The organism is Pseudomonas sp. Van50, from assembly GCF_055390755.1.
Genome location: NZ_AP024343.1, coordinates 806039 through 829046, shown reverse-complemented (window position 1 = coordinate 829046; position 23008 = coordinate 806039). Strand labels below are relative to the sequence as shown.

Annotated in this window: 19 protein-coding genes; 8 read left to right on the top strand and 11 right to left on the bottom strand. The window is 63.1% G+C overall.

The window, feature by feature from the left end:
* Positions 1–28: 28 nt before the first annotated feature.
* The 4 genes from ACZ5M5_RS03545 to ACZ5M5_RS03530 are packed head-to-tail and all read right to left on the bottom strand — an operon-like array spanning position 29 to position 2301.
* The gene (locus tag ACZ5M5_RS03545) at positions 29–586 is read right to left on the bottom strand and encodes a DUF4136 domain-containing protein (RefSeq protein WP_464738593.1); all 558 of its coding nucleotides are present in this window, start codon (positions 584–586) and stop codon (positions 29–31) included.
* Positions 587–606: 20 nt separating this feature from the next.
* Entirely contained in the window at positions 607–1224 is a 618-nt protein-coding gene (locus tag ACZ5M5_RS03540) for a DUF4136 domain-containing protein (protein ID WP_060739335.1), read from the bottom strand.
* Positions 1225–1249: 25 nt separating this feature from the next.
* Positions 1250–1999, bottom strand: a complete 750-nt coding sequence (locus tag ACZ5M5_RS03535; RefSeq protein ID WP_060739336.1) for a methyltransferase — start codon at positions 1997–1999, stop codon at positions 1250–1252.
* Complete coding sequence (locus tag ACZ5M5_RS03530; RefSeq protein ID WP_060739337.1) at positions 1996–2301, bottom strand: MazG-like family protein; 306 nt, start codon at positions 2299–2301, stop codon at positions 1996–1998. Before ACZ5M5_RS03530 ends, ACZ5M5_RS03535 begins: the two co-directional genes overlap by 4 nt.
* A 164-nt stretch (positions 2302–2465) precedes the next feature.
* On the opposite strand from ACZ5M5_RS03530, the gene ACZ5M5_RS03525 reads away from it, so the two are divergent.
* Both ACZ5M5_RS03525 and ACZ5M5_RS03520 read left to right on the top strand, forming a co-directional pair.
* On the top strand, positions 2466–2759 hold the full coding sequence (locus tag ACZ5M5_RS03525) for a hypothetical protein (protein WP_060739338.1): 294 nt from the start codon (positions 2466–2468) through the stop codon (positions 2757–2759).
* 276 nt (positions 2760–3035) lie between these two features.
* Positions 3036–4385 (top strand): MATE family efflux transporter, encoded by a 1350-nt coding sequence (locus tag ACZ5M5_RS03520; RefSeq protein ID WP_103310744.1) that lies wholly within the window; start codon positions 3036–3038, stop codon positions 4383–4385.
* Between the two features lie 3 nt (positions 4386–4388).
* On the opposite strand, the gene ACZ5M5_RS03515 is transcribed toward ACZ5M5_RS03520, so the two are convergent.
* From ACZ5M5_RS03515 to ACZ5M5_RS03490, 6 genes are all read right to left on the bottom strand, one after another.
* A complete protein-coding gene (locus ACZ5M5_RS03515; RefSeq protein WP_103310742.1) occupies positions 4389–5183 on the bottom strand; it encodes a DUF4123 domain-containing protein in 795 nt (264 codons plus the stop codon).
* Complete coding sequence (locus ACZ5M5_RS03510) at positions 5180–6487, bottom strand: type VI secretion system Vgr family protein (RefSeq protein WP_464738592.1); 1308 nt, start codon at positions 6485–6487, stop codon at positions 5180–5182. Before ACZ5M5_RS03510 ends, ACZ5M5_RS03515 begins: the two co-directional genes overlap by 4 nt.
* Positions 6488–6741: 254 nt before the next feature.
* Positions 6742–8655, bottom strand: a complete 1914-nt coding sequence (gene speA / locus ACZ5M5_RS03505; protein ID WP_060739342.1) for an arginine decarboxylase — start codon at positions 8653–8655, stop codon at positions 6742–6744.
* 211 nt (positions 8656–8866) lie between these two features.
* On the bottom strand, positions 8867–9238 hold the full coding sequence (locus ACZ5M5_RS03500; RefSeq protein ID WP_003197435.1) for a translation initiation factor Sui1: 372 nt from the start codon (positions 9236–9238) through the stop codon (positions 8867–8869).
* 171 nt (positions 9239–9409) lie between these two features.
* Positions 9410–9967, bottom strand: a complete 558-nt coding sequence (locus ACZ5M5_RS03495) for an NUDIX hydrolase (protein WP_060739343.1) — start codon at positions 9965–9967, stop codon at positions 9410–9412.
* 3 nt (positions 9968–9970) lie between these two features.
* The gene (locus ACZ5M5_RS03490) at positions 9971–11038 is read right to left on the bottom strand and encodes a DUF2333 family protein (RefSeq protein WP_060739344.1); all 1068 of its coding nucleotides are present in this window, start codon (positions 11036–11038) and stop codon (positions 9971–9973) included.
* Positions 11039–11322: 284 nt separating this feature from the next.
* On the opposite strand from ACZ5M5_RS03490, the gene gcbA reads away from it, so the two are divergent.
* The 5 genes from gcbA to accC all read left to right on the top strand — a co-directional run bounded on the left by gcbA (position 11323) and on the right by accC (position 17878).
* The gene (gene gcbA, locus ACZ5M5_RS03485; protein ID WP_060739345.1) at positions 11323–12993 is read left to right on the top strand and encodes a diguanylate cyclase GcbA; all 1671 of its coding nucleotides are present in this window, start codon (positions 11323–11325) and stop codon (positions 12991–12993) included.
* A 52-nt stretch (positions 12994–13045) separates the two neighbouring features.
* Positions 13046–14992 carry a methyl-accepting chemotaxis protein gene (locus ACZ5M5_RS03480; RefSeq protein WP_464738591.1) on the top strand — a complete coding sequence of 649 codons (1947 nt, stop codon included), beginning with the start codon at positions 13046–13048 and terminating at the stop codon, positions 14990–14992.
* Positions 14993–15560: 568 nt separating this feature from the next.
* Positions 15561–16016, top strand: coding sequence for a type II 3-dehydroquinate dehydratase (aroQ, locus tag ACZ5M5_RS03475; RefSeq protein WP_072410269.1), 456 nt, complete (start codon positions 15561–15563; stop codon positions 16014–16016).
* A 24-nt stretch (positions 16017–16040) separates the two neighbouring features.
* Entirely contained in the window at positions 16041–16505 is a 465-nt protein-coding gene (accB, locus tag ACZ5M5_RS03470; protein WP_053118072.1) for an acetyl-CoA carboxylase biotin carboxyl carrier protein, read from the top strand.
* Between the two features lie 17 nt (positions 16506–16522).
* The gene (gene accC, locus ACZ5M5_RS03465) at positions 16523–17878 is read left to right on the top strand and encodes an acetyl-CoA carboxylase biotin carboxylase subunit (protein ID WP_060739349.1); all 1356 of its coding nucleotides are present in this window, start codon (positions 16523–16525) and stop codon (positions 17876–17878) included.
* Positions 17879–17958: 80 nt separating this feature from the next.
* Here the strand turns inward: accC and ACZ5M5_RS03460 are convergent, their stop codons facing one another.
* On the bottom strand, positions 17959–21930 hold the full coding sequence (locus ACZ5M5_RS03460; protein ID WP_464738590.1) for a type III effector 1: 3972 nt from the start codon (positions 21928–21930) through the stop codon (positions 17959–17961).
* A 192-nt stretch (positions 21931–22122) separates the two neighbouring features.
* On the opposite strand from ACZ5M5_RS03460, the gene prmA reads away from it, so the two are divergent.
* Complete coding sequence (gene prmA / locus ACZ5M5_RS03455; protein WP_013692161.1) at positions 22123–23001, top strand: 50S ribosomal protein L11 methyltransferase; 879 nt, start codon at positions 22123–22125, stop codon at positions 22999–23001.
* The last annotated feature ends 7 nt before the right edge of the window (positions 23002–23008 follow it).

The following is a 23008-nucleotide window of genomic DNA, read 5'->3' as shown; positions in this document are numbered from 1 at the left end:
GCCTCCACCCATCTTGAATTCGCCGTGGTCAGCGCGGCGGGTAGTTGGACAGAATCCGCCCCACCGTCTCGCGCACGGCGGTGTTGCGGTCGGCCGGGTTGGGGGAGTTGCTGAGCAGTTGTTCATCACTGCCACGCCACACCAGCTTGCCGTCCTTGCCGTCGAGCAGGTCGATCTGCACGGTGGCGACTTTGTAGCTGATGTTGCGGGTTTCGTTGTACATCGGCCCACCCCAGTAGCCATTCCACGGGCCACCCCAACCACCGCCGTAGTGAGTGGTGACCTGCTGCTGGCGGTCCTCGACGATCAAATAGGCCTGGACCAGCACATCGCCGCGCCCGCCCACCACAGCCGGGCGCAAGCCGCGCTGGTCGAGTTGATCGGCCACCGCCTGGCGGATCCGCTGTTCGGTCAGGTCGCTCTTGATGCGTGGATCATCGGGGCGATACTGCAGCGCCGGGTCTTTCCAGCTCCAACTGCGATACGCCGCAAAGTCACGGCTGGTGTCGAAGTCATGGTTGACCTGGTTAGAAGCACAAGCCCCCAGCAACAGGGTGAAGGCCAATAGAGCAAGACGGCGAAACATGGTTTTTCTCCGTTGCGTAATCAACTTGGGGGATACGCCGACATGGCTTTTTCCACCGCCTCGCGAATGGCATCGCTGCGTTCGCTCTGGCTGCCCCGCTGGCCCGTCTCGGCGCTGGCGCTCCACACCGGCTGACCGGTGCGGGCATCGAACAGGTCCACCCGGACCACCACGACTTGCTCCTGATACGTGCGCACCATCGGCATCGGATGGTACACGCCATAACCCGGACCGTAGCGGTCATAACGGTTATAGCCGCCGTAATAGCCGGCATCATAATCATCCCGGACCTGGCGCACGCGGGTCTCCAGGCGCAGGTCGGCGCTGACGAACAGGTCGGCGGGCCGGTTGTCATGCAGCGGCCGCAGGCCACGCTGGTCGAGGGCATTGCTCACCGCTTCGGCCACCTGGGCCGAATCCGCCCAGGCAGTGCCCGGCGGCAGGCGCCCGTCGCGCCAGGCCCAGCTGCGATAGCGCCCGTAATCACGGGGCGGCGCCGGGTAGGCGCTGCGGTCGAATACCGTGGCGGCCTCCGGTGGCGCCGGCGGCAACGGATTGGAGGTGGCGACATAGGGGTTGCTGCCCTGGCAGGCCACCAGCCCCAGGCACAGCACCAACAACCCTGAACGACCTTTCATTTCGCGCTCCAATTGCACTTGCGGATCAGAGGGGACGGCAGATCCAGTGCAGATAACGTCCCAACCCGGCAAACGCCGGATGGCGACGGTGGGCCAGTTCCATTTCCAGCAACTGCGCAAGTTCCACGCGGCCCTGGAACTCCACCGGCATGTAGTCATGGAAAACCCGCACGCCACTCTGGCTTTCGACCTGCCACAGGCCTTCAAGTTGCGCCGCCAAATCTCGCGGATCAAGGGGTTGTTGCGGCGTCAGGCTCTGTTTTTCGCCGGCCATGTCATTTTTGCGCAACTTGCGGAAATGCCCCTTGAGCAGGTTGCGATAGACCAGCGCGTCGCGGTTGTAGAACGCCAGGGACAGCCAACCGCCAGGCGCCGTCAGTTGATGCAGCACCGGCAGGATCGCGTGGGGCTCGGCCAACCATTCCAGCACCGCGTGACACAGCACCAGGTCGTAAGGCTCGGTCAGTTGGCCGAGCAGGTCCTGCCACGGTGCCTGGATGAACGTGGCCTGCTGGCCGGCCTCGGCAAAACGCTGGCGGGCGCCTTCGAGCATGGGCTCGGCCGGCTCGGCCAGGGTCACTTGGTGACCGCGCTCGGCCAACCACAACGACATGTGGCCCAGGCCAGCGCCGATGTCCAGCACACGCAATGGACGCTGCGGCAAGGTTTCCAGCAGATCGGCCTGAAGCACCGCCAGGCGGATGGCGCCCTTGGCCCCGCCGTAGATTTTTTCCGCGAAGCGCGTGGCGAGCTGATCGAAATGACGGTCGCTCATTGGCCGAACCGCCGTTCGCTGTCGGCCAGCTTGCTGCGCACCACGGCGTCCATGTCCAGGCCCAGCTCGCTGCAAAGCAGCAACAGGTACAACACGATGTCACCGACTTCCTGCCCGGCGTGGGCCAGTTTGTCCGCCGGCAACTGGCGCGACTGGTCCTCGGTCAGCCACTGGAAAATCTCCACCAGTTCGGCCATTTCCACACTGGCGGCCATGGCGAGGTTTTTCGGGCTGTGGAATTGCCGCCAATCGTTATGGTCACGAATGGCATGCAGGCGTGCGGTCAGTTCAACAAGGTTCATCGGGTTCTCCTGAATGCGCATAGCTTCAGGGGGATGACCGGGGAAGGCAAGAGTCTCGGTACGAAGCGACGGTTTGCCCCATAATCGAACCAACTCGGCCGCCACAGCTCCTACAATCAGGAGCCAACGGCTCAGTTCGGATTCCCTCCCATCAGGATGCACATATGCAGGTAGAAAGCTTTTTCGAATGGCTCGGCCAGGCGCTCGGTTCGGTAATCCGTTTCATCGTCGACCTGCTCAGCGGCCTCTTCAACATCCTGGCCAACGCCGGCGGCAACTTCGTCGATGGGCTGTCACGCACCTTGGGCATGGACACTTCGATCATCAGCATCATCGCGCTGATCCTCGGGCTGATGCTGCTGTACTCGGCCATCCGCGCCTTCATGCGGGCCTCGATCGTCATGGGCATCATCTGGCTGGTGCTGGGGTTGTGGTTGTTGAGTTGGATCATTCACTGACACTGGGACCGCTCCCCACCCTAGCGCTCACACCGGACACCACCCGTGGCGAGGGAGCTTGCTCCCGCTGGGTGGCGAAGCCGCCCCAAATGAGCTGAAGCAATGTTCCAGACAGACCACATCGGCTGGTCTTGCGACTGCTTCGCAGCCGAGCGGGAGCAAGCTCCCTCGCCACGATGAGCCCGAGGTCACTTTAGAGGTCTGCGTGCTCCCTCTCTGCACCGGGCACGATCAATCCAAGAACCCGCTACAATCGCGCTCCATCAAGGAGCCCGCATGTCCAACCTGATCACCGACTGGCGCGACCGCCTGACCCATCGCCGGGTCTGGGCACTGGCTGCGCCGATGATTCTCTCGAACATCTCCGTGCCGCTGGTGGCGTTGGTGGACAGTACCGTCATCGGCCATTTGCCCCATGCCCATCAGTTGGGCGCCGTGGCGGTCGGGGCGAGTTTGTATACGGTGTTGGCGTGGGCCATGGGTTTCTTGCGCATGGGCACCACCGGGTTCGCCGCCCAAGCCGCCGGGCGGGGTGACGGGGCGGCGTTGCGACAAGTGTTGTTGCAAGGACTGCTGTTGGCGATGGGGCTGGCGCTGCTGCTCGGTGCCGTCGGCGTGCCGTTGAGCGACGTGGCGTTGCATTTCATGCAGCCGTCCGCCGAGCTCAACCAGTTGACCCGCGACTTCTTCCACACCCGGCTCTTCGGCTTACCGGCGGCGCTGGCCAGCTATGCGCTGGTGGGCTGGTTCCTCGGCGCCCAGAATGCCCGGGCGCCGTTGGCGATCCTGTTGGTGACCAACCTGGTCAACATCGCCCTGAATCTTTGGTTCGTGATCGGCCTGGACTGGGGCGTGACCGGCTCGGCCCGGGCGTCGGTGATTGCCGAGTGGACCGGAGCGCTGGTCGGCCTGGCCCTGGCTCGCAATACACTGCGGGCCTGGCCCGGGCAGATGGCCTGGGCGGCCCTGGGCGTGTGGCAGAACTGGCGTCCGCTACTGGCGGTGAACCGGGACATCTTCATTCGCAGCCTGGCACTGCAAGCGGTGTTTTTCCTGATCACGGTGCAAGGCGCGCGCCTGGGGGACGCCACCGTGGCGGCCAATGCCTTGCTGCTCAACGGCCTGCTGCTGACTGCCCATGCCCTGGACGGCCTGGCCCACGCCGTGGAAGCCCTGTGCGGCCATGCCATTGGCGCCCGCGACCGCCTGGCCCTGCGTCGCTCGCTGGTGGTGGCCGGCGGTTGGTCACTGATTGCAAGCCTCGGCTTTGCCCTGCTGTTCCTGCTCGCCGGCCACTTGTTCATCGACATGCAAACCGATATCCCCGACGTGCGCGCCACCGCTTACGACTACCTGCCCTACCTGGCGACCTTGCCGCTGATCGCGGTCTGGAGCTACTTGCTCGACGGCCTGTTCATCGGTGCCACCCGTGCCCGGGAAATGCGCAACGGCATGCTCTTGACCCTCCTGCTCGTGTCGCCGATCGCCTGGATGCTGCTGGGCTTGGGCAACCATGGACTGTGGATCACCTTCCTGCTGTTCATGGCCCTGCGCAGCCTGACCCTCGGTGCGTTTGCCTGGCACTTGCAGCGGCGCGACCGTTGGCTCGGCGCGCCGCCCCCATAACCTTCAATCCTGGCGACCCTGCCACCGCCGCCGCAGGTGTTCGAGACGCTCACGCTGCGAACCACCCTCCGGCCCCGGGATGGGCCGGGCATCGGGGTATTGCAGGCGCAACCACAGCCAGTCATCGAGCACCGTCCGCTCGGAGAATCCCAACGCCAGCCCCTGCTGCAAATCCTCCCAGAGCCGACGGTAATCACGCCCGGTGGAGCGGCACCATTGCCACGCGTGGCGCTCCAACAGGCATCGTTGCAACTGGCCCTGCTGTCGGTCGCTGAGGCCGTGTTCTTTCTCCAACGCCGCCACCGGCAGTCCCGGGTTGGACAGTTGTTGCCAGCCCTGGCTGCCGATCGCCCGGTCGGCCCACGTGCCGCCGAACCAGCGCGCCAGGCTGATCGGCCCCAGCCAGCAACTGAGCTCATGGGAATCGCAACCGTCGAAGAAATAGCTGGCGGTGTGCGGGTTGTAGTAATTCAACAGGGCTTTGTGATGCAGGCCCAGTGTCACCGTCAGCATGCGCCGCAGATGCGTGAGCAGTTGCCCGACGGGCTTTGGGCTGGCCAACAACAACCCCGGCCAGGCGCGCGGGTCCAGGTGACAAAGGCTGACCAGCGCGGGGGATTGGCGCAGCTCCACCAACAACGGGCCGTGCTCGCGAAGCCCATGCAACTCGGTGCCTTCGAACAGGGCAAAACGCCGGGCCTCGGCGAACTGCGCGTGCACCAGCCGCACCGCCTCAGGCGCACTCGGTACGTCCAGCAGCAACCACTGCGGCGTTGATCCAGGCACGACCGCGTTCATCGAGCAACGCCCGCGCCGCGCCCCATGAGCATGCGGCAGGTGCACAGCGGTTGGCCGCAGGGGCTGAAAGGCCCGCCTTCGGGCAACAGGCACAACAAGACCAGCGGCTCGGCCTCCCGCATCGCCGACAACAGCACCGGATCGACAACCGACCGCCCAAGTGTTTCGCCTGAAGATGACTCATCGGCAACCGCTGCCGAGGCAGGCTCGCCCAGAAATGCACTGATCAGCGGCCGATCCGGATCACCTTCGATAAAGCTCACCAGCACCTCGGTGCCGTCACACAGCGCGGCCGCCCCGCCGGCAGCCAGCTCCGGCGCCAAGGGCAGCCAGCAATGACTGGGGCTGGAACCTTCGCCCTGATAGACCCAGTCGAACTCCACCGCCACGCGCCCCGCTCCCAACTCCGACGGCTCGTCCACCGCCACGACCCAGCCGCGTTGCCGGCTCACCATGCGTGGTTTGGCCGGGATGTTGTCCGGCACGAACAGCACGCCCCGGGGAATGGCCTTGAAATGGTTGCCATACACACCCGCCTGGGCGCGATGCTCGACCTTCGTCAACAGCCAGCGCCGGTTCCAACCGGCAAACGGATGGTCCGTCAACGTCAGCACCTGGCCACCCCGCAGGTTCGTCAGTTCGCTGCGCCCCTGGGCGACCTGCTGCCCCGACACATCGGTGTGCACGCTGAAGGTCCGCACTGCGGCAGCCGGCCCGTCGTCCACGTAGACCGCCTTACCGGCGGGGGGGAAACTGTGCGGGTTATCGGCGAACACCAGGCAATGCCCGTCCCGCGTGTGTTCGAAATGAAAGTGGATACCCGCCCGGGCGCACACGCGCTGGAGGAACTGCAGGTCCGACTCGCGATACTGGGTACAGAAATCCTGCGGTGGATAATCGCCGCTCAGGTCCAGGCACAGGCGGCGGCCGCTGATGCCATGGGCCTTGAGCACCTGGCGAATGATCTGCGGCACCGAGCGGGCACTGAACACCCGCTGGCTGAAGCGCTGCGCCAGACAGGCCAGCTTCGGCCCGATACGCACCCGGCAACCGGCGCCATGACGGTGTTGGACCAACTCATGGAGCTGCCCATGAATGCCCCGGCCTGGAGCCCCGAAACTCAACCAGACACTGCGATACAGCAGGCTCGCCAAGTCCAGGCTCGCATCGTGCAACAGGAGTTCCACTTCATAGACAAAGGGCTCGCTAATGGCTTCGCTACCCGTGAAGGCCACCACGTCAACAGGCTCGGGCAGACCGGCTATCTCCAGACGAAATGCTGGCTCGCAGGCTGGATCGGACATCGGCGTTTCTCTACAGGAGGGGCGGTCGGGGATTCTCGCCGACCGCCATGGCCGAGTAGAGGGGCCAAGTACAGGTTAGGAAAGGGACTACACGAAATAAGGACATCACCGATTAAATGCACCGGTGGGAAGAAATAGCCGTGACGTAAACAAAAATGCCCTCCGGGACTATCCGAAAAAACCCGCGATGTGCGGTGTGTTTTCTGACAGCCCCGGTGGGCATTGAGGGAACGGCTATTGGCGCGGTCTCTCCATCAGGAAGACAGGTACGACGAACGCGTCAGCCCCAGGCGCAGCGCATCGAGGAACTGGGTGCGCTCGGCGGCGCTGATGCGGGCGCTGGCGCACTTGTCACGGTAGTGAGTCATCAACTCCTCCGGCGACAAGTGCACGTAGCGCAGCATGTCTTCGATGGTGTCGTGGGTTTCGATACCGGCGTGGTACACGCTGCCATCGGCGTTCTGGTAGATGTTCACCGAGTCGGTGTCGCCGAACAGGTTGTGCATGTCACCGAGGATTTCCTGATAGGCACCCACCAGGAAGATCCCCAGCAGGTAGTCTTCACCCGGATTGAGAGCGTGAACCGGCAGGCTGGTCTCGATGCTCTGCTCGTCGACGTATTGCTTGATCTTGCCGTCGGAGTCGCAGGTCAGGTCTTGCAGCACGGCGCGGCGCAGCGGCTCTTCGTCCAGGCGATGCAGCGGCAGGATCGGCAGTACCTGGCCGATGGCCCAGGTGTCCGGCAGGCTCTGGAACACCGAGAAGTTGCAGATGTATTTGTCGGCCAGCTTGTCATTGAGCTCATCCAGCACCTGGCGGTGCGAGCGCTGGCGGGCCTTCAACGAGTTGTGCAGGCGACGGCACACGGCAAAGTAGCACTGCTCGGCCAAGGCTTTTTCCGCCAGGGTCAGCTTGCCGTCGGCATATTGGGTCGCCACGTCGCTCATGTAGTGCGTGGCACGCCAGTAGGTCTCGGTGACCATCTCGATATCGGTCGGGCCCAGCAGGTCAACCAGCCATTGCACGGTTTCCGGCAGTTCCTGCTTGTTGTCGATCACCGGCACGTCGTCGTTGTGCTTCTCGACGTCGGTCACCTGCACCACCAGCATCGCGTGGTGGGCGGTCAGCGAGCGGCCGCTTTCCGAGAAGATGTGCGGGTGCGGCAGGCTCTGGGCATCGCAGAACTCCTTGAGCATGCCGACCACGACACCGGCGTAATCGTCCATGTCGTAGTTGATCGAACTGGCGTTGCGCGAGTGCGTGCCGTCGTAGTCCACGCCGAGACCACCGCCGACGTCGATGTGATCCACCGGCAGGCCGAGATTGCGCAGCTCGCCGTAGTAACGGATCGCTTCCTTGAAGCCGTGCTGGTAGTCCGCCAGGTTGGCGATCTGCGAGCCCATATGGAAGTGCAGCAGGCGAATGCCCTGGTCCAGGCCAGCGGCGCGGAAGCGCTCGACCACCGACAGCAGTTGCGCGGCCGACAGGCCGAACTTGGATTTCTCGCCACCGGTATCGGCCCACTTGCTCGACGCCAGGGACGACAGGCGCACGCGCAGGCCGACCTGTGGCTTGACCTTGAGCACTGCGGCCTCTTCGATCACCAGGCCGACTTCGGACTCTTTCTCGATGACGATAAAGACGTTGTGGCCCAGCTTCTGGCCCATCAGCGCCAGGCGGATGAATTCGCGGTCCTTGTAGCCGTTGCAGACAATGGTGCCGCCCTTCGGCGCGAGGGCCAGCACCGCCAGCAGCTCCGGCTTGGAACCGGCTTCCAGGCCGATGGAGACGTTCTGGGTGGCGATGATGTTCTCGATCACCGCTTCCTGCTGGTTGACCTTGATCGGGTAGAGCGCGGTGTACTTGCTCTGGTATTCAAGGCGCGCGATGTTGCTGTCGAACGCACCGGTCAGCTGGCGCACGCGGTCTTGCAGGATGTCGGGAAAGCGCACCAGCAAAGGCAGCGAGAGGCCGCTCTGGCGCAACTGGTCGACTTGCTCGAACAGGTCGATGGGCGAACTGCCGGGACCGTTCGGACGGACTTCGACGCGACCGGCTTCATTGATCGCGAAATACCCGGCCCCCCAATGGCGAATCCCGTAAACGCTGCGGCTGTCCGCAACGGTCCATTGGCTGCCATCGTCTTTGCGTGTGCGTCGTACGGACATCGAAGTCCCCTATAAAGAAGTCAAAATGCACCATCCGGTCGGAGGCTGGGGCAGTCTAGAGAGTGAAAATGACGAATTGCCTGTTAGCAAGGTAGACCCTGCTCCCAGCGATGAGTTTAGAAACCCGTTCAGAACAGGCTCTGTGAAAACCATGCGGGCGACCTCGAACGTCGGGTCCGGGTCAAGCCGAGGGTGGTTTTCACAGAAGCTGCTAGCCGCCGGATTTCTTTGCCTTGAAGCCGTGCTTGACCAGTTCCGCCAGCAGCAGCTCGACGTGATCGCCCTGGATCTCGATGATGCCGTCTTTCAACGCACCACCGGTGCCACAACGTTTCTTCAATGTGGTGGCCAGTTCCTTGAGCGCGTCTTCGGCCAACGGCACGCCGGTGATCGTGGTCACCGTCTTGCCGCCGCGACCTTTGCTTTCACGGCGCACACGGGCAATGCCGTCACCGGCAGGGATGGCGGTCTGTTTGCAGATGCAGGCATCCACCGGTTGACGGCAATCAGGGCAATGACGACCGGCGTCGGTAGAAAATACCAGGCCGCCCAGGGCGGCGAAGGATGCGGCTTTTTTGGCCACCGGCAATCCTCTTGGGAGGACAAAGACTGGTCGAGGGGGGAGAACGTGCCTCGACCGCGAAACCCCACTCAGGCAGGGGCAGCGCTACTGGACCGCAGACGCGGTTCAGCTTGAAAAGTCGCGCAGTGTAACGGCAAAAAGCCGACTTGCTAAGGGCCAATCAGCGCCAATTTATAGCTTCTTTGCGACGTCGCCACCCTGGGCACGCAAATAGCGTTCAAGCGCTGCCAGGGAGTCCGGGCAGTAAGGCATGCGCTGGATTTCATCGAGCACCTGTTCAAGCGGCAGGAAACGCGCTTCGAGGACTTCTTCGGGCTGCAGGACCAGCGGACCGTCCCACACCGCCGAGAACGCCGAGCACCACAGGCGGCTGCCGGGGTCTTCGAAATAAAAATGGTCGTGGGCAGTCAGCTCAACACCGCTCACGCCCAGTTCTTCCGCCAGCTCACGGGCGGCCGACTCGGCGTAGGTCTCGTCGGCCTGGACCATGCCGCCCGCCGCCACGTCCCAGAAACCCGGGTAGATGGCCTTGCTCAGGGTGCGCCGGTGAACACACAGTTCACCGGCCGAATTGAACAGCATGATGTAGGTGCCACGCCCGATCAGGCCGCGCTCGCGCAACTGCGAACGCACCAGGCTACCGAGCAGGTTGTCGTGCTCGTCGACCCACGCGATCAGCTCGGCATCCGAGGCCGCTCGGTGAGCGACCTCCCGGGGGCTTTCGCTCATGGATCAGCCCTGGTTCAGCAGTTGCCGCAAGTCGATGACTGCTGCGTTGGCCCTGGAAATATAGTTGGCCATGACCAGCGAGTGGTTCGCCAGGACACCGAAGCCGCTGCCGTTGAGAATCATCGGGCTCCAGACCGGTTCCTGGGACGCTTCCAGTTCACGAATGATCTGCCGCACGCTGACCGTGGCGTTCTTTTTCGCCAGCACATCGGCGAAGTCCACTTCGATGGCGCGCAGCAGGTGCGACAGTGCCCAAGCCTGGCCGCGGGCTTCATAGAACACGTTGTCGATCTGCAGCCATGGGGTCTCGACCACCTCTTCGTCCACCTGCGGCACTTGGCCCGGGGCCGTGACTTCGGTTTTCAGCGAGGTATTGAGCTTGACCCGGCCAACGCTGGCCGACAGGCGCTGGGACAACGAACCCAGGCGCGTGCCGACGTCTCCCAGCCAGTTGTTCAGGTTATCGGCGCGGGCGTAGAACAGCGCGCTTTTCTGGTTCGGATCGGACAGTCGGGCCTGGTAGCGGCTCAGGGAGTTGATGCCCTCCTGATATTCGGATTCGCTGGAAGGCAGCACCCAACTGCGGTTGTCGAAGTTGAAGCGCGGCTCGGCCTTGGCCAGGTCGGCGTCCTCGGCGGACTGGGACTGGGAACGGGCGAAGTCCTTGCGCAGGGCGCGGCTCAGGTCGCGAACCTGCACCAGCACGCCGTATTCCCAGCTCGGCATGTTGTCCATCCACAGGCCTGGCGGGAAACGGTCGTTGGAAATGTAGCCGCCTTGCTTGGTCAGCAGGGTCCCGGCCACGGTCTTGAGCGTCTCGACCGTGGTGTAGCCCACCACCATTTGCCGGCCATCCTTCTCGGCTGCGGCCTGGGCGTTCTGCTGCACGGGGAACAACGCAGGCTCCTGGCTCCAGTACCAGCCGAGGGCAATGGTCACCAGCAGGTAAAGGCCGATCAGCGTGGCCAGTGCGCGGCTGAAAAAAAGCCCACCCAGGTAGCTGCGGGTGTCCGATTTCGGCTCGGCGGCGCGTTCAGGCGCGCTGCCCGCGCGGTTTTTCCAGTCCAGCATGGCGATGTTCCTTCAATCACTTGAGTTCTCGGTTCGACCACAACCCTACGCCATCGTGCCTGATTTGAAACGCGATAATGCGGCGCCAATCATGCCGGGCGCGACAGGGCAATCGAACAGCACTATAAAGGAAGCGTTGCCATCGGCCTATTAGACTGTCCAGTCACAAACTGAATTGGGCGACAGGACAGAATATTGACGTATGACACTCATGCGGAGGAAAAGAGGTGCTAGCATAGAGCCACCAGTCGACCTCAGCATGCACCCTAACTAGTAGTCAGGATATGACCGAGCCAGAAGACCCCAGCCGTGAGCGCCTCAAGCACCACTTTGCCCAGCGGGTAATTCATCAGGCTCGCCAGATCCTGGAGATTTGGCAGCGCCTGCAACGCAGTGAGTGGTCAAGCACCGACCTGTCGGAGCTCAGCGAAGCCAATCTGCGCCTGCTGCGCTTTGCCGAGCGCTTCGAACAGCCCGAGCATTCCCTGCTGGCCCAAGGCATCAGCCAGTCGCTGCAAGCGGTGGACGCCAATCGCGGGCGCCTGAGCAGCCACCTGATCACCGAAATCAACCGTTTGATGCAGCGCTTGTCTCGCACCGGCCTGCGCCACGGCGACCAGCTCGAACAAACCTTCCTGCCGCCGCTGCGCAAACCCATCTACGTGATGCTGCAGGACCATGACCGCGCCGAACGCCTGGCCAAGCAATTGGAGTTCTTCGGCCTCAGCGCCCAGGCGCTGGACAGTGTCGCGGCGTTCCGGGCCTCGATGGTCGAGCGCCTGCCAGCGGCGATTGTCATGGACGTGGACTTCAGCGGCCCGGGCACCGGCCTGAAACTGGCCGCCGAAGCCCAGGAAGGCCTGGAACAACCGTTGCCGCTGCTGTTCTTCAGTTTGCTGGAAACCGACACCCCGACACGCCTGGCCGCGGTACGCGCCGGCGGGCAGGAATTCCTCACCGGCACCCTCGAAGCCTCGAGCCTGCTGGAAAAGATCGAAGTGCTGACCTGCGTCGCCCAGTACGACCCCTACAAAGTGCTGATCATCGATGACTCCCGCGCCCAGGCCTTGCACACCGAGCGCCTGCTCAACAGCGCCGGCATCATCACCCGCACGCTGATCGAGCCGATCCAGGCCATGGCCGAGCTGGCGGATTTCCAGCCCGACCTGATCATCCTCGATATGTACATGCCGGCCTGCACCGGCACGGAACTGGCCAAGGTCATCCGTCACAATGACCGCTATGTCAGCGTGCCGATCATCTACCTGTCCGCCGAAGACGACCTGGACAAGCAACTCGACGCCATGAGCGAAGGTGGCGACGACTTCCTGACCAAACCGATCAAGCCCCGGCACTTGATCACCACCGTGCGCAACCGTGCCGCCCGGGCGCGCAACCTCAAGGCGCGGATGGTGCGCGACAGCCTCACCGGCCTGTACAACCACACCCATATCCTGCAACTGCTCGAGGATTGCAGCTTCCGCGCTCGTCGCGAAGGCAAGCCCCTGAGCTTCGCCATGCTCGACATCGATCACTTCAAACGGGTCAATGACAGCCACGGCCACCCCATGGGCGACCGGGTGATCAAGAGCCTGGCGCTGTTTCTCAAGCAGCGCCTGCGCAAGACCGACTTCATCGGCCGTTACGGCGGCGAAGAGTTCGCCATCGTCATGCCCGACACCGACATCGACGCCGCCTGCAAAGTGCTGGATGAGATTCGCCAGCGCTTCGCCGAAATCCACTATCCGGCCCAGCCCCAGGATTTGTGGTGCACCTTCAGCGCTGGCGTGGTGGAGATGAGCGATGATTCCGACAGCCTGATGATGGCCAGCCAGGCGGACGAAGCGCTGTACCGTGCCAAGCACGCCGGACGCAACCGGGTACAGAGCGCCCGGCAATCAAAGCAAAGTGCCACCTTTTCATCGGAATCGACTGACTCGGTCATAAACCTGTAACGCAAACGCAATAACTTCAGGCACTTACGATTCTGCCCTCGGTAGACCCTTGATGCGCCTGAAGCTGCTGACCAATCTCAACACCGTTCTTTTAGTTGCCGTATGCCTGGGCCTCGGGGTCACCTTGTGGTGGTCGCAGATCGCCCTGGAACGGCCCTACTTGCTGATGGAGCGCTACCTGGGCCTGTCGCGGCAATTCCAGGGCGAAGTGGCGCGCAACATCGAGGACTATCTGGCCAGCGGCGACGCCTTGCGCCTGAGCGCGGCCACCCAGGCCTTGGAGACGCTGCAGAAAGACCTCGACCAGTTTCCCCCGGAGCTGGCCAAGACCCTGCGTCCGAGCCTGTCGAACCTCGACGGCTTCAGCAAGACCGATCTGTTGGCCGCCGGCAAACTGGCTGGCGATCCGCAGGCCTTGTTGTTGCAAGCCGAGCGTGAACTGAGCGCCAGCCTCGATCAACTGGCCCAATACGCCAATGGCGCCCCGACCTACTTGCCCCCGCTGTTTGCCGCTTCGCAGCATCTGGGTCGGTTGTCCCTCACGCGGGACAAACTGGTCAGCAGCGGCCGTAGTGAATTGGCCGCCGATGTCGAACGGGAACTGGCGAGCATCCGTGTCGAGGCCGAACGCCTCGACAGCCTGCCCCTGTTGGGCGTCACCGCCAGCAGCGAATCGGGCAGCGATGATTTCGCCGCGCTGATGGGCCTGGAGACCCAGGAAAAAACCGCCGCCGAAGATGCGGGCATCGCCCTCAAGCGCGAACTCAACAGCCTGCTCGGCCGTTACCCGGCGGAATTGACCCGCACCCGCGAACTGATCCAGAAACGCACCGAGCTGAGCAATGCCACGCACCTGAAAATCGCCGACGTGCAAACGGCGATCGATACCCTGGAACCGGCGGTACGGGCCCAGCATGGGCAGATCCAGGGGGAGGTTCGCATGATCCAGGGGGTGATGATCGGCCTGATCCTGCTGATCGCGCTGCTCATCGACACCTTGCAGCGGCGCCTGGCCCGCACCTTGACGCACCTGGCTCCAGCCCTGTCGACCTGGGCCGAGGGGGACTTCAGCCGAGACATCCACGTGGGCGCCAGCAACCGCGAAATGCAGGACATCGAGGCTTCGCTCAATCGCCTGCGCGCTTACCTGGTGGACCTGGTGGGCACCATTCGGGTGAACGCCGAACAGGTCGCCGACAGCAGCCGGACCCTGGCCGAGCTGAGCGGCGAACTGCACAGTGGGGCGGAGGATCAGGCCGACGATACGGCGCTGATCCGTGATTCCCTCAGCGAGCTGGAAGCGACCATCCAGCAAGTGGCCGGCGATGCCAGCCAAGCCGCAGACGCCAGCCGCAGCGCCGGGCAAGCGGTGGAGCAAGGGCAGAAAGTCATCGGCCTGAGCCTCACGGGCTTGCATGCGTTGGTGGGGGAAGTGCAAGGCAACGCGCAGATGATCGAACAACTGGCCGAGGAATCGGCCACCATCGGCGGCGTGCTGACGGTGATTCGCTCGATTGCCGACCAGACCAACCTGCTGGCGCTCAACGCGGCCATCGAAGCGGCTCGCGCCGGGGAAATGGGCCGGGGCTTTGCGGTGGTGGCCGAGGAAGTCCGCTCCCTGGCCCAGCGCACGGCCGGCGCCACTGCCGAAATCCAGACACTGATCGCCCGCCTGCAACTGGCCGCGCGCCAATCGGTGGATGGCATGCGCGCCCAGGTCGAACACGCCGAAGCCACCGCCAACCAGGCGCAAGCGGCCGACGGTGCGTTGGATGAGATCGTCGGTGCCATCCAGACCATCTCCGACACGGCGGTACGCATCGCCGACGTCACCGCCCAGCAAAGCGGCGCCGTCAGCGAAATCCGCGATCACAGCGAGCGGATTCACCAACTGGGCGCGGACAACCTGTTGCGCATCGGCGAGGGCCGGGAACAGGGCGACAATCTCCTGGTGCTGGGCGGACGTTTGCACACCGCCGTGCAGGCATTTCGGGTTTAGCGCCACAGACTGCATGAGTCACTGTGGGAGCGAGCTTGCTCGCGATAGCGGTGGGTCAGCTTGCATCGATGCTGGATGTGCCGCCGTCATCGCGAGCAAGCTCGCTCCCACATTGATTCGGGAGGCCCGGGAATTGATGCTCACCGCAGATCCCCTGTGGGAGCGAGCTTGCTCGCGATAGCGGTGGGTCAGCTTGCATCGATGCTGGATGTGCCGCCGTCATCGCGAGCAAGCTCGCTCCCACATTGATTCGGGAGGCCCGGGAATTGATGCTCACCGCAGATCCCCTGTGGGAGCGAGCCTGCTCGCGATAGCGGTGGGTCAGCTTGCATCGAGGTTGGATGTGCCACCGTCATCGCGAGCAGGCTCGCTCCCACATTGATTCGGCGGGGCCCCTCCCACAGCGGTGCGATTTGTGACCGCATGACCGGATCAGAGACCCGGGTCACAAATTTCGCGCAAACATCGGTCATCGTGCTGGCTATTGCCGAGAACTGGACAGTCATTAAGGCTTTGCGGCATAGTCGCCGGGTTCTGATAAATGCTCACAGATAACAAGGAACAGCAGATGGCGACCCTATTGGTCCTGCACGGACCCAACCTGAACCTGCTGGGCACCCGTGAACCGGGCGTCTACGGCGCCGTGACACTGGCCCAGATCAACCAGGACCTGGAGCAGCGGGCCCGCAACGCCGGCCACCATTTGCTCTATCTGCAAAGCAACGCCGAATATGAACTGATCGACCGCATCCATGCCGCGCGTGGCGAAGGCGTGGATTTCATTTTGATCAATCCAGCAGCTTTTACACATACAAGTGTCGCATTACGTGACGCGCTGCTGGCGGTGAGCATCCCATTCATCGAAGTGCACTTGTCCAACGTGCACAAACGCGAACCTTTCCGCCATCACTCCTACTTCTCCGATGTAGCAGTGGGAGTGATCTGCGGCCTTGGCGCCAGCGGTTACCGACTGGCCCTGGAGGCCGCCCTAGAGCAGCTTGAACAACAAGCTATACGCCCCTGACCGACCCTTGGGAGTTGATGATTCATGGATATCCGTAAAGTTAAGAAATTGATCGAATTGCTGGAAGAGTCCGGCATCGACGAGCTTGAGATCAAGGAAGGCGAAGAGTCCGTACGCATCAGCCGCCACAGCAAGACCCCGGCCCAGCAGTTCTATGCACCGGCCCCGATGCAGGCTCCGGCCGCCGCGCCTGCTCCAGCAGCAGCCCCGGTTGCCGCAGCAGCACCAGCCGCACCGGCGGCACCGACGCTGAACGGCACTGTCGCTCGTTCGCCAATGGTGGGCACGTTCTATCGCAAGTCTTCGCCATCCTCGCCGTCCTTCGTTGAAGTCGGCCAGACCGTGAAGAAAGGCGACACCCTGTGCATCGTCGAAGCCATGAAGATGATGAACCACATCGAAGCTGAAACCAGCGGTGTGATCGAATCCATCCTCGTCGAAGACGGCCAGCCGGTTGAGTACGACCAACCGCTGTTCACCATCGTTTGAACCGCGGAGAGCCTTTGATGACTGCGAAGTTGGAAAAAGTTCTGATCGCTAACCGCGGTGAGATCGCCCTGCGGATTCTGCGTGCCTGCAAAGAGATGGGCATCAAGACCGTCGCCGTTTACTCCAAGGCCGACAAAGAACTGATGCACCTGGGCCTGGCGGACGAATCCGTCTGCATCGGTCCGGCGTCGGCTGCGCACTCCTACCTGCACATCCCGGCGATCATCGCCGCTGCCGAAGTGACCGGCGCCACCGCCATTCACCCGGGCTACGGTTTCCTGGCGGAAAACGCCGACTTCGCCGAACAGGTGGAAAACTCCGGTTTTGCCTTCATTGGTCCGAAAGCCGACACCATCCGCCTGATGGGCGACAAGGTTTCGGCCAAGCACGCCATGATCGCTGCTGGTGTACCGACCGTTCCGGGTTCCGACGGCCCGCTGCCTGAAGACGAAGAAACCGCTTTGCGCATCGGTCGCGAAGTCGGTTATCCGGTGATCATCAAGGCCGCTGGCGGCGGCGGTGGTCGCGGCATGCGCGTGGTACACAAGGAAGAAGACCTGATTTCCTCGGCGAAACTGACCCGCTCCGAAGCGGGCGCGGCGTTCGGCAACCCGATGGTCTACCTGGAAAAATTCCTGACCAACCCGCGTCACGTCGAAGTCCAGGTGCTGTCCGACGGCCAGGGCCAGGCCATCCATCTGGGCGACCGCGACTGCTCGCTGCAACGTCGTCACCAGAAGGTCCTCGAAGAAGCGCCGGCACCGGGCATCGACGAGCAGGCTCGCCAGGAAGTCCTGGCGCGTTGCGTCAAGGCGTGTATCGACATCGGCTATCGCGGCGCCGGTACCTTCGAGTTCCTCTACGAGAACGGTCGTTTCTACTTCATCGAAATGAACACCCGTGTTCAGGTGGAGCACCCGGTTTCGGAAATGGTCACCGGTATCGACATCGTCAAGGAGATGCTCAGCATCGCCGCCGGCAACAAGCTGTCGTTCACCCAGGATGACGTGGTCATCCGCGGTCACGCGCTGGAATGCCGGATCAACGCCGAAGACCCGAAAACCTTCATGCCAAGCCCAGGCACGGTCAAGCATTTCCATGCCCCGGGCGGCAATGGCGTTCGCGTCGATTCGCACCTGTACAGCGGTTATGCCGTTCCGCCGAACTACGATTCGCTGATCGGCAAGCTGATCACCTACGGGGCGACCCGTGAAGAAGCCATGGCGCGCATGCGCAATGCGCTGGACGAAATCGTGGTAGACGGGATCAAGACCAACATCCCGCTGCACCGCGATCTCGTACGTGACGAAGGCTTCTGCAAAGGCGGCGTCAACATCCATTACCTGGAGCACAAGCTGGGCAACCAGCACTGATGCTTCACGTGATGTAAAAAGACCCCGGTCCATTGGCCGGGGTCTTTTTTTGTGCGCGCCTCAAAAGAGCAAGTGACGGATCACTTCAACTCCACCATGGCGTACGCGTGTGATTCGACCTTCGCAGCATTCGCCCGCCTCCCCTGCTGGGTGAGCACGACGCCGTTGGCATTTTCGACCAGGATGTCGCTGCGCATGCGCGCCATGAATCCGCGAGCTCGCATGGACACCGGGTCAGTGTTGTTCTTCGCTCGCGCCAGGACGGGTATGTAAAAGCGTTCGACCTGGCTGCCGGACGTCTTGAATACCGACGTGACACCCGTGCGCAGATCCAGTGACACGCCATAGTTATTGCCCAGGCAGGAAGAATACGACCAGTGATCCCAGGTCGGTCGCAGCCCGTGCTTCCTCATCACCTGCCTGACCGGCTCGCCGATGTCAGCCCCCGTCAACCAGTCCCCGCCGACCAGGGTGGCACGAACATCCTTGGCCGATCCCCCCAGGCGCCGCATCACATCCCGGACACTTCGCTCGATCAGCGCGCGGATGTTGTGATCGAAGTGAATGACCGCCCCGACCCGGGTGGTCGGGTTGAACAACGAAGCGATCACGCACGTCTGGGCATTGAGCGAGAACAGGTAGTTGTCCGCTGCCTCGCTGAACCTCGCCACCACGGCCTCGCCCTGCAACGCTCCCCTGGTCACGTCCGGGAAGACATGCCCGGGGAACGCCTCGCGCAAATCGCCTATGCGCCCCAGGTTTCGCACCTCATCATTGCCCCCGCGCAAACCGACTTTGTTATGGGTCCACTTGCCATTCGCCATCCTGCGGATGGGCAATTTGTAAATAGCGCCGGGACGCCGGGCATCCACCAGGCACAGGCCGCCAAAGTAAGGGTCCCTCTTCACCTGGTAGTACCTGCCCCCGCTCGCGATGTAGTAAGTGCTCCGCGGTTGCGAAGCGCTGGGCGGGCTGCGATAGGTGCCGAAAAAAATCCCCTCCTCCGTCACCAACTGCAGATTCCCTGGTGTTTTGCCGACCGCCTGCTGCGGCTTGAGGCGAATGGCCGGGGCCAGCGGCCCGGACTCTTTGGCGACCACCGATGGCACACGTCTCAAGCGTTGCGCAGACAATGACAAGGGCTTCACGGCGTGCTGCAAGTGCCTGGCCGCGCGCCCCAGTGCCGTGGCCATGCTGGCGGCGCCGAGCGTGGCGAACAGCGCCCCCCAGGTCGCGATCAGCCAGTGACCGAGCGCGCCCTCCGTGTCGCCTTCCACGTGTCCCTGGACGGCCTGCCTGGCGCTGACGGCAATCAAGCCAACGTCCAGCAACAAGGCAAAGGGCGGATAAACCATGCACACCGGAACGGCCGCGAAGACCAGGCCCTGGAATACTTGGTTGCGGATCATTTCGGCACGACTGGTGGTGATGTCCTCCACATCGGTGACAGCGCGCTCGATGCCGGCATCGAACTCGGCACGGGTATCAATCAGCCGATTGAGTTCACGCAATGTGTCGACACGAGTGGTCCCGGCCGCCAGCGCCATCAGTGTCCGCCCCACGGCGGCACGCGCCACGAGTGCGACCCGCTCCAGTACGTAATCGTGCAGTTGCGCGGCGATGCTCCCGGAAAACGCCAGGTACGGGCGAAACAGGATGCCGTCCGGCGCGTCGGGTGTGTACAACCAGTAAGAAGCCTTCGGATCGAAGTAGGTGAACACGTAGACGCCCAACACCACATGGCCGGCGACGGTCAGCTTGATCACGCCTTCACGCGTCACGGCGACACCGGGGTACGTGGCGCTGCTCGCAGGTCGCCCATCGCTCAATAACGTCACTTGCCGGGTGAGCCACTGGAACACTTCGGCGCTCAACAGCGACTTGCCGTAGGCCACACGCAGGTCGCGGTCCATCCTGGCCAACAGCATGTAGCAGTAAGCCTCGCGGCGCTTGGCATACTCGGGTGCCGTGGCGTCGAGGAATCCTGCACGGATGTGCCTGGCATATCGCTCCCCCAAGTAGGCCACGCGAATATAGGACGCCAGATCGGCACTGCGAACCTGCGCCAAATCCTGCCCGACAGAAGAACGCACGCCCTTGGCGGGGTCGTCGATGTCCGCGTTGCGCTCGTATCCGTAGATGGCCAAGTGCAGCAGGCTGGCGGTTTTTTTCTCGGCGGCCAGCCCCGGACTGTAGTCGATGAAGACCGTGGCCGGATCGACCGCCTCAAGCACCCCCTTGCTGCGCATGTAGGGCGCGATCATGTCGGCGAAGGTACGCTTGGCGAAGTCCATGAACACTTCATAGCCTACGAACTGCTCATCGAATACTTGCTGCTGAACCAAAAACTCCTGGCTCAAACCGCTGATGTTACGCCGGGACTCGAGCGGCAACGCCGAGTACCAGCGAGGCGACTCATTCAGCTCCACGTGTGCCAGGTTATTGGCCAGGCCGGTCGAGACAGCATTTTGCAGACAGGTCCTGAAACTTGCCTGCATGCCCCTGAGGTCTTGTTCCAGATCCCAGGAAACCGGTTTTTCCATCACGCGGGCAAAGTACGCCCGGGCCTGTCCACGATCAGTCGGCGAGAGTTGCTGCAACAGGTATTCGCGACCGGCCTCGTGTTGGGTCCAGGCCCCGACTTCGCCGCTCAGGGCTCGCAGCGAGGGCAATTCGATCCATTCCTGGCCATCGGGTTTGCCGGGGGCAAACAGCAGCAGGCCACTGACAGCACCGCCCACGTCTTCACGATAAAACACCAGGAGATCAGCACACTTCAGGCCATGGGGAAGCACCAGGCTGGCGACACGCAACCCGCCGGCGACTGGCGTCGCGATTTCGCTTTCCCAGAGGGCACCGAGGTGGTCATGGCTGGTCACCGACAACTGGCCTGCACAACGGGCGACAAACGCACTGTGCTGCAACCGCGCCACAAACCAATCGAGCATGGCGTCCTTCAGATCCCCCCTCTCATACCGCTCGGCCAAGGCTGGCAAGTACCCGGCAGGCGCGTCGACGCTGGTCAACAACTGCGCAATGAAGGCCGGTGAAAGAGGCTGGTTACGGAGCATGCCGCCGTTCTCCACCAGGAACACCGACACCGCGTCCGGCCGGACCGGGCCTGCCGCCACCAGCTCACTCAGGCTGTAGGTGCGTACGGGCTGACCAACGACCGTTCGCCACTGCAACTGCACACGAATGCTGTCCGGCTCGACCTCCATGTCCAACTCATGCCTGACATAGTCCCTGGCCAATTGCCGAGCGAAGGCCCGCAACGAGCCCAGGCCATCGACCCGCTCATCCACCAGCGCCTGTGCCAGCGCGGCCTGGCTCTCGAAAGCCCGCAACAATTCACGATCTGGAGGGCTCAGCACCCGCAGCCAATGCGGCAATTGCAATCGCGCCAACGCGCCAAGGTCCCGGCGCTCGGCCGTGGTTGCCAAGGCGGTCAAGCGACTCGTCCGACGCCAGGCGTCCTGGAGTGCTTCGATCTGCTCTCGCAACTCATCGACACCCAGGCCAACCAGACGGTCAGGCCGAAACAGCTCGTCGACCGCGACCCTGTGCCCATCCAGTTTTTGCCTGACCACGTCTTCAAGGGAGGCATCGAGCGCCGTCATTCGCCAATGCCGTCGCAGATAGTCCTTGTAGTGATCGACAAACCTTGAGGCCGCGCCCTCCACCACCTGGACAACGAACGCCCGGCGCTCGGCCGCAAAACCCAAGTCTGGCCCGTCGGGCCAACGGTAGGGCGCGTCTTGCTCCTGGTCATACACCAACGGCGCCTGGTCGATCATGCGCTGCAGCACGGTATCGAGCAGGGTGCCCAGGAAGTGTGGATCGATGTTGCCTTGATAATGGTAGGTGCGCAGCTCGACCAGCAAGTACTCTTCCAGTACCTCCAGCAGGCTCATCTGGGTGTGCAGTCGCGCCTCGATCGCCTCCTGCCAACGTGTCAGTTTCTCCAGGGTCGCCTGTGCGGTCGCCACCGGCGGGGAATCGACCGACCCCGTGCGCTCCATGTTGCCTTGCCGTCCGGCAATGATGTCCATGCACAATCCTCCCTGTTGTGTGGACCGGCACCTTATCCGCCCTGCGACATGCCCATGGCATACATATATATATCGAAACACCACCCGGACGGCGCGAGACTCGCTTATCCACTTTGGCGGCGACCTGGCGTACACTGCGCGCCTTTGCAGCCCTGCGCTGCCCCCCTGTGGATTTTTTCAAAGGTGCCCGCCATGCCTTGGCTGCAAGTACGCCTGGCCATCAGCCCGGAACAAGCCGAAACCTACGAAGACGCGTTTCTTGAAGTAGGCGCTGTATCGGTAACCTTCATGGACGCCGAAGACCAGCCGATCTTCGAGCCGGAGCTCAATACCACCCCGCTGTGGTCCCACACCCACCTGCTGGCCCTGTTCGAGGGCGGCACCGAGGCCGCCAGCGTGCTGGCCCATCTCGAGCTGCTGACCGGCAGCCCGCTGCCCGAGCATCACAGTGAAGTGATCGAGGATCAGGATTGGGAACGCAGCTGGATGGACAACTTCCAGCCGATGCGTTTCGGCCAGCGCCTGTGGATCGTCCCGAGCTGGCATGCCGCGCCAGAGCCGGACGCGGTCAACCTGCTGCTGGACCCGGGCCTGGCGTTCGGCACCGGCACCCACCCGACCACCGCGCTGTGCCTGGAATGGCTCGACGGCCAGGACCTGAAGGGCTGCAACGTACTCGACTTTGGCTGCGGCTCGGGAATCCTGGCGATTGCCGCGCTCCTGCTGGGCGCCCGGGAAGCGGTCGGCACCGACATCGACGTCCAGGCCCTGGAAGCCTCCCGCGACAATGCCGGGCGCAACAACATCGCCGAAGCCCTGTTCCCACTGTATTTGCCCCAGGACTTGCCACAAGTCCAGGCCGATGTGCTGGTGGCCAACATCCTGGCCGGCCCGCTGGTATCCCTGGCGCCGCAACTGTCGAGCCTGGTCAAGCCGGGCGGACGCCTGGCGCTGTCGGGCATCCTCGCCGAACAAGGTGAAGAAGTCGCCGCCGCTTATGCCGCGGACTTTGACCTGGACCCGATCGCCAATCGCGATGGCTGGGTGCGCATCACCGGACGTCGGCGCTAGAATGAGC